Source organism: Rhizocola hellebori, from assembly GCF_016862955.1.
Classification (GTDB): domain Bacteria; phylum Actinomycetota; class Actinomycetes; order Mycobacteriales; family Micromonosporaceae; genus Rhizocola; species Rhizocola hellebori.
On the sequence record NZ_BONY01000076.1, the window covers coordinates 38,741 to 45,136 of the forward strand.

General features: G+C 63.1%; 4 protein-coding genes. 2 read left to right on the plus strand and 2 right to left on the minus strand.

All coding sequences use genetic code 11. The features are described 5' to 3' along the window. Nucleotides 1–17: 17 nt before the first annotated feature. Nucleotides 18–581: an IS30 family transposase gene (locus Rhe02_RS38990; RefSeq protein ID WP_203913519.1), complete on the plus strand. Its 564-nt coding sequence runs from the start codon at nt 18–20 to the stop codon at nt 579–581. A 283-nt stretch (nt 582–864) separates the two neighbouring features. Here Rhe02_RS38990 and Rhe02_RS38995 read toward each other — a convergent pair whose 3' ends face one another. Then, the gene (locus Rhe02_RS38995; RefSeq protein ID WP_203913520.1) at nt 865–1,302 is read right to left on the minus strand and encodes a DUF4259 domain-containing protein; all 438 of its coding nucleotides are present in this window, start codon (nt 1,300–1,302) and stop codon (nt 865–867) included. Between the two features lie 607 nt (nt 1,303–1,909). On the opposite strand from Rhe02_RS38995, the gene Rhe02_RS39000 reads away from it, so the two are divergent. After that, nucleotides 1,910–4,591 (plus strand): ATP-binding protein, encoded by a 2,682-nt coding sequence (locus Rhe02_RS39000; RefSeq protein WP_203913521.1) that lies wholly within the window; start codon nt 1,910–1,912, stop codon nt 4,589–4,591. 693 nt (nt 4,592–5,284) lie between these two features. Here the strand turns inward: Rhe02_RS39000 and Rhe02_RS39005 are convergent. Beyond that, nucleotides 5,285–6,396: DUF8189 domain-containing protein (locus Rhe02_RS39005; RefSeq protein ID WP_203913522.1), on the minus strand; the 1,112-nt coding region annotated here is incomplete at its 5' end.

Genomic DNA, 6,396 nt, shown 5'->3' on the forward strand with positions numbered 1-6,396 from the left:
TCATTTAGAACCTTGGCGTGCTCGTAGTATTCGGAAGCCTCGAGACCAGACGGAAGCCGAACCAAACCGAGACCAGTCGAGCACAGCAAGCACGCCTGGCCACCAGCTACGGCCAGGGCAACAAAGCGGACCACGGCTGCCTGCCTCATGGCGACTTGCCTCGATATCTGTCCAGGCGGCTGCGCACAGGCCGCCAGTTGCGCCGGCCCCGCCGCCAAACCGGGCTACGCAGGAACCGGATTGCCGGAATGGTCAGCATCCGGCAGCGCCCAGCTGAGGGCACCGACCGCGCCACACTGGGACATTGGGAAGGAGATCTGATCATCGGCCGGAACAACACCAGCGCGATCGGCACACTCGTGGAACGCAGTACCGGCTGGACGATGCTGGTCCCTTTGCCGCACGGCTACAAGGCCGACCAGATACGCCAGCCGCTGAACGATCAGCTGCTACGGCTGCCGGCGCAGCTGCGCCGATCGCTGACACGGGATCAAGGGCCGCAGATGCGCGACTGGAAGGATATAGCCGCCGCGACAGGCATCGACACTTTCTCTGCGATCCACATTCACCATGGCAGCTAGGCGTCAACAAATACCAACGGCCCACTGCGCCAATACTTTCCCAAAGGAACAGACCTGAGTACTCACAGTGCCGAACACCTCGAAAACGTGGCAACAGAACTCAACAACCGGCAACGCAAAGGTTAGGATTCCACACGCCGATAGAAGCCATCGGACCACTGCTGTTGCGATCACCGTAAGAATCCGCCGTTCCCCTTAGGACGCAAGCTGCTGTGCGTATAGAGCGGTCTCGGTGATGACGCCGAGGCTCAAGTGACGCTAGTGCCGGTGCGTGCGGCCGGTGTCAGTCGGATCCGGACTCCGGTGACGCGGATAGGGTTTTTCGAAGACTGCCCACCATATCGAAGGCGGGGTTGTCGTCAGTGGAGGCGTCGTTCCAAAGGCCGTGCCACTCGGAGTCCTCGGCCATGATCCGGTCGAGGGCGCGCACCGCGAGTGTCGGCAGATCGTGAGGCAACCCCAGCCGATCCCCGCTGCGGAGGAAGTCGGGTGCGTACGCGGAGTTGATGGCTTGACCGGTAGGAAGCCGGGCAGCCACGACGGCCGCTGCGGCGATCGCTTCGCAGGCCAGATCGGAGTCGAGATAGCCTTCCTCATCGGCGGCGGCACCAAGCGCATTACGGATCAGCGCCGGACGGTCGCCCGGGTCTGCGCGGTCGAGCTCGCCGCACCAGTCGGCGGCAGTGTCGTTGTCAAACGGGCCGCTGTCCCAGGTCCCCATCGGTGTCCTCCGCGAGGTCGATTGAGCCCGTATTCTGGCACAAGCGCTGCCGTTGCGATCAGGCCTGGCACGCTCACCCAGCTTTTGCTGCCGTTTGGCCATACAGCGGCGACGCCGACCGATGGACGTTCCTTCTGTGACGGGGGAGTGGATCGCGCTCGCTGCGCTCGCGATCGCTGTCCGGTGCGGGTTGGGTTGTGAGACGGGTGCCGGCTGTCCGATAAGGCCGCCGATCTGAGATCTCAGCCGAAGCATCGCGATACTCGGGTGTGGAACTCTGGAGCTGACCGCTGGCCGATCCAGTTTCGCGACCACACGAATGCGCCGCCTGTGATCGACGATCAAGTTCCCGCGCGGTATTGAACAGCTCGCACGTTCGATTGGAATTACACGTCGATCATCGCGTTTCGACTAGGTCGACTGTTGGTCAAAGGTCAAGCCATCTAGCGTCTCGCATGTGAGAGCACATAGGGCATTGTGGATGCTGGCGTTTACAGCTGGAGTATCTGCGATCGGGGTCCTTGTGGGGCTAGCCACCGAGCAGGCCTCCGCGCAGCAACGCTGGCCCGGGTGGCTGGAGTTGGTGCGAGTTCATCCGTGGCGATCCTTGGCGGTCTTCACCGCGATTGCGATGGGCTCGGCGGTGCTGATCGCGGCACTGCCTAGGCGGGCGCGAAGCGATGTGGAATATGAGCTTTCCAGCGGTATATATGAGCCACAGCGGCAGTGCGGGCGGCTGGTAGATGCTGACGGGCAGGAGGCGCCTGAACACCCCCGCAACGGGCTGCCACGTGACACTGCGACGTTTACTGGCCGGGCTGAAGATCTCGCCCGGATACTGGCGGCGGCGCGGGAGGCCACCGATGGCCAGCGGACTGTGGCGGTTCATGCGATTGATGGGATGGCGGGTGTCGGTAAGACCACGCTGGTCGTTCATGCCGGTCATCGGTTGGCGAAGCTGTTTCCCGATGGCCAATTGTTTATCGATCTATACGCGCACACCGCTGGGCATACCCCGGTCGCTCCGTCGGACGCACTGGCATCTTTGCTGCTAGCAAACGGGCTGGCACCGCAGCTGCTGCCGGCCACGCTGGAGGAACGAGCGGCGTTGTGGCGTGGCCGGCTGGCAGGAAGGAAGGTCTTGCTGGTCTTGGACAATGCTGCCAGCTACGAACAGGTTTTGCCGCTGCTGCCAGGTGCTGGGCAGTGCTTGGTGCTGGTGACCAGCCGCCGCCGATTGGCGGCTTTGGACGCGGTCGTACTGGCGCTGGACACGTTGCCCGCCGAGCAGGCGAGCAGCCTCTTCGTTCGTCTTTCGGGCCGCGATGTTTCGGAGATGGATCCCATAGAGGTGGACCAGGTGGTGCGGCTGTGTGGCTGTCTGCCTTTGGCCGTCTCGCTGGTGGCGGGCCGCCTGCGGCATCATCCCACGTGGAAGGGGGCAGATGTCATCGCCGATCTCACCGCGACGGAAAGCCGGCTTGAGACGATCCGCGCTGAAAGCAAGGCGGCAGCCGCAGCGTTTGATCTGTCGCATCGGTACCTGCCGGCAGAGCGTCAGCTACTGTTTCGGCGTTTGGGTCTTCACCCAGGTGCAGACGTCGACGCGTACGCAGCGGCAGCGTTGGCCGATCTACCGTTGCTCCGAGTTCAGGAGCATCTTGAACTGCTTTACGACGAACACCTTCTGGAAGAGCCCAGCCGCGGCCGGTACCGCATGCACGACCTCGTTCGAGACTATTCACGAACGTTGGCGGCTACCGAGGAGGCACATCAACGCGATCTCGCCCGTGAACGGCTCTACGACTACTACCAGTCCACCGCCGCGCTCGCTGATCAGCAAATCGCTAGAGATCCGCGCGTGGCGTCCGCCGCACCCGCAAACTGGGCGGGCACCGCGCCAGACGTGTCCACGATCCACCGGGCACTAGTGTGGATGCGCTCAGAACAGGCCAACCTTTTCGACTGCATACGGGCAGCGCAAAAAGACGCACGACACCGCCGAGTCGTCGGCTTGGCCAGCGCTGCGGCGGGCTACCTGTTCCACGACGGACTGTACAGACCAGCGGCCGAGCTACACCGCGCGGCGATCAGCGCGGCACAAGCCGTCGGCGACCAATCAGGCGAGGCCGGAGCCTATTACGATCTCGCTCCCATGCTCTACTGCACCGGCGACACCGAAGGAGCCGCTGCAGCACTGCGGCGGGCAGTGGACATGTATCGGGAGATCGGCCAGCCACTAGGCGAGGCCAACTCCCTCAAAGAACTCGCCTTCGTCACACACGTTGCCGGCGATTCCGCAACCGCAAAACCCATGCAGGAAGAGGCGGTAGCTCTCTATCAAGAGCTCGGCCAGCCCCTGGGTGAAGCCAACGCCCTCAACTACCTCGGCTACACCCTTCTAGCCGACGACTATGCCGGCGCCATCGACGCTCTAACCCGCTCCCTTGGGATTTATCGTCAGCTAAACGATCGTCATGGGACGGCAGACGCCTTGCAGCATCTCGGCGACGCATGGTCCTGCACCGGGCAGCTCGCCCGGGCAGTCGAGGCGAACGAACAAGCACTGCCTATCTTCCGCGAACTCGGTGACAGACTCCGAGAACGCAACGCGCTCCTGAGCCTGGCGTATGCGCTTCGCCTGCTCGGAGATTTTCAGCGGGCGAACTCAGTCGCCGAAGAAGCGTTGGCCATCTGCCGCGATCTTGGCGAATGGAGCGGCGAAGTACATTGCCTTACTACCCTGGCTGCATTGCGGCTGTCGACCGGAAATCCCCAGGACGCCATCACCATGCTCGCCGGACCCTTGCGCTTCTACCACGATCAACAAAACGAGACTGCGTACGCCACCACGCTCGACTACCTCGCGCAGGCCCACAATGCCCTTGGCGACCACGCCAAAGCCGACGAACTGTGGCAGCTAGCACTGCAGATCTACCGACGACTCAATGAGCGACTCGGACATGCCGAAGTTCTCAACAACCTAGGCGCACTCAACCTCGAACTTGGCGATCTCCAGCAAGCACAGCGCTACCACCAGAACGCGCTACAAATAGCACGCGAAATTCACGCTCCCATCGAGGAAGCACACGCATTACGCGGACTCGGCCGCTGCGCTTTACGCCACAACGAGATCGACACCTCACTCGACCAGCTACGGCAAGCACAACGGATATTCGAACAGACCGGCGCATACCAGAGCAAGGAAGTCGCCATCGAAATCATTGACATCAGCAGGACCAACTCCAAACGACGAAGCCCAATCGGCAAATGGATCAGGCGAATCTGATCAGCCCCGAACGCTCAAGGGATCGAACCGTGACCGTCCGGTGACGGTTCCCCGCCGACAGCGCCGAGAAAGATCGGGTCGGCGCGCCGTGATCGTCCTTCGCTGTGATGTATCCCGCTGAAGGGACACGTCATAGGCGATGTGATGCCCGGCTGCGGGAGGGAACGTCGATGCAACCGACGGCTGACAATCCTGCGAGCGGCCAGGGCGTGGCATCCGGTACGCGGCAACAGGTTGCGGGACGGCCGCGTCACCAGGCCGAGGACATGGCGCGAGACGGGACCGGGCGACGGCGGCCTGCCGACGTGTGTTTTGGGTGCCTGCCCCACGACCAGATCTCGCGGAGATGCACATGAGCCTGCTGATCACCACAGCGGCGAAACGGCGCGATCTCATTGCGCTGCTTCGCGACTTCAACTCCTGACCGATCTACATCGAGCGCGACCCGTTCGGCGACCTCTACTATCCCATCGCCGAGGTGACCTACCCCGACTTCGTGCTGATCGCGATCGACGAGGAGGAGCCGAATCGTTTGGTGGCCAGAGGTTACAGTGTCCCTTTGGCCACCAAACGATGACCGCCCGGTGTGCAGCCAGTCGATGAGGTCGGGAAAGGCCAGTTCGACCCCGCGGCCTTGGTAGCCGCCGGGCCGAATAGCCCGCGCCCCGCCCGGTAACTGCCGAATCGGGCGGATCAGCCCTGCCACTGGTGGTAGAACTGTGCGTTGCCGCCGATGGTGAACAGGTCGAGTCGCCGCGGTCCCCATGACACCGCGCTCATGTGGCCCGGCCAGAATCCTCCGAGATTCTCGATGTCCCAGGGGTGGTCTTCGTGCCACGCGTGGTACATCGGCGCATTGTAGGGATCGCTGGACACATCCTGCTTGGTGAAGAAGTCGACGCGTGGCCGGCCCCAGCTGACCGTTGTTATCGGGCTTGTGGTCGCATACCCGTTGCTGCGGGTCCAGGTCGCGATGCCTTCCTTGCCGAACCAGCCGGTTCCGGGATCCTGCCAGAAGTGCAGCACAAGTCCACCCAGGTTCCGTGTATCGGTGGTGGACACGAACAGGTCGAGCCGGCCGGGGGCGGACGACACCGCGTCGAGGAAGCCCGGCCGCTCCCACCAGCTCATCGGCAGATACTCGTAGTAAAACGACTGACCGGCGTTCTGGAAGAAGTGCATCACCGACGAGCCGATGGTCACGAAGAGGTCGAGGCGGCCATACGAGGTAGTCGCGGCGAGGATCGGCGAGCTCGGCCCGTAGTTGCCGAGGGATTCGAGGCCGAAGACGGCACCGGTCGGCGTCAGATGCGGGTACCAGTAGTGGTAGATGTGGTTGTTGCGCCCGAGCGTGAACACGTCGAATCGGCCAGGCCCCCACGAGACCGCCTCGATCATGCCGGCTGGCCAGTCGCCGCCCAGCGACTCGCTGCGGAAGAAGCCTTCTACGTCAACCTGCCAATAGTGATACATCTGGCTGTCCCTCCCGACGATGAACACGTCGCGGCGGCCGGGCTCCGACGTCACCGCGGCGACGGAGTTGAGCTGGAAAAACCCACCCAGCGCCTCCATGTAGAAGGGTTCGCCGGGGTTCTGCCAGTAGTGGTAGAGCTGGTAGTTCCGTCCGATCAGGAACGCGTCGATGCGGCCCGACCGTGCGATGACGGTCGTCTTCTGGTTGGCCCAGTCCCCTCCGAGGCTCTCGAGGCCAAACGTGGCGGCTGCCGCGACACGTGCGTTGGATGGAGGAGGCGCGGCCGCGTATGCGGGGCTTCCGAATGCCATCATCGAGGCAGCTGCAACGA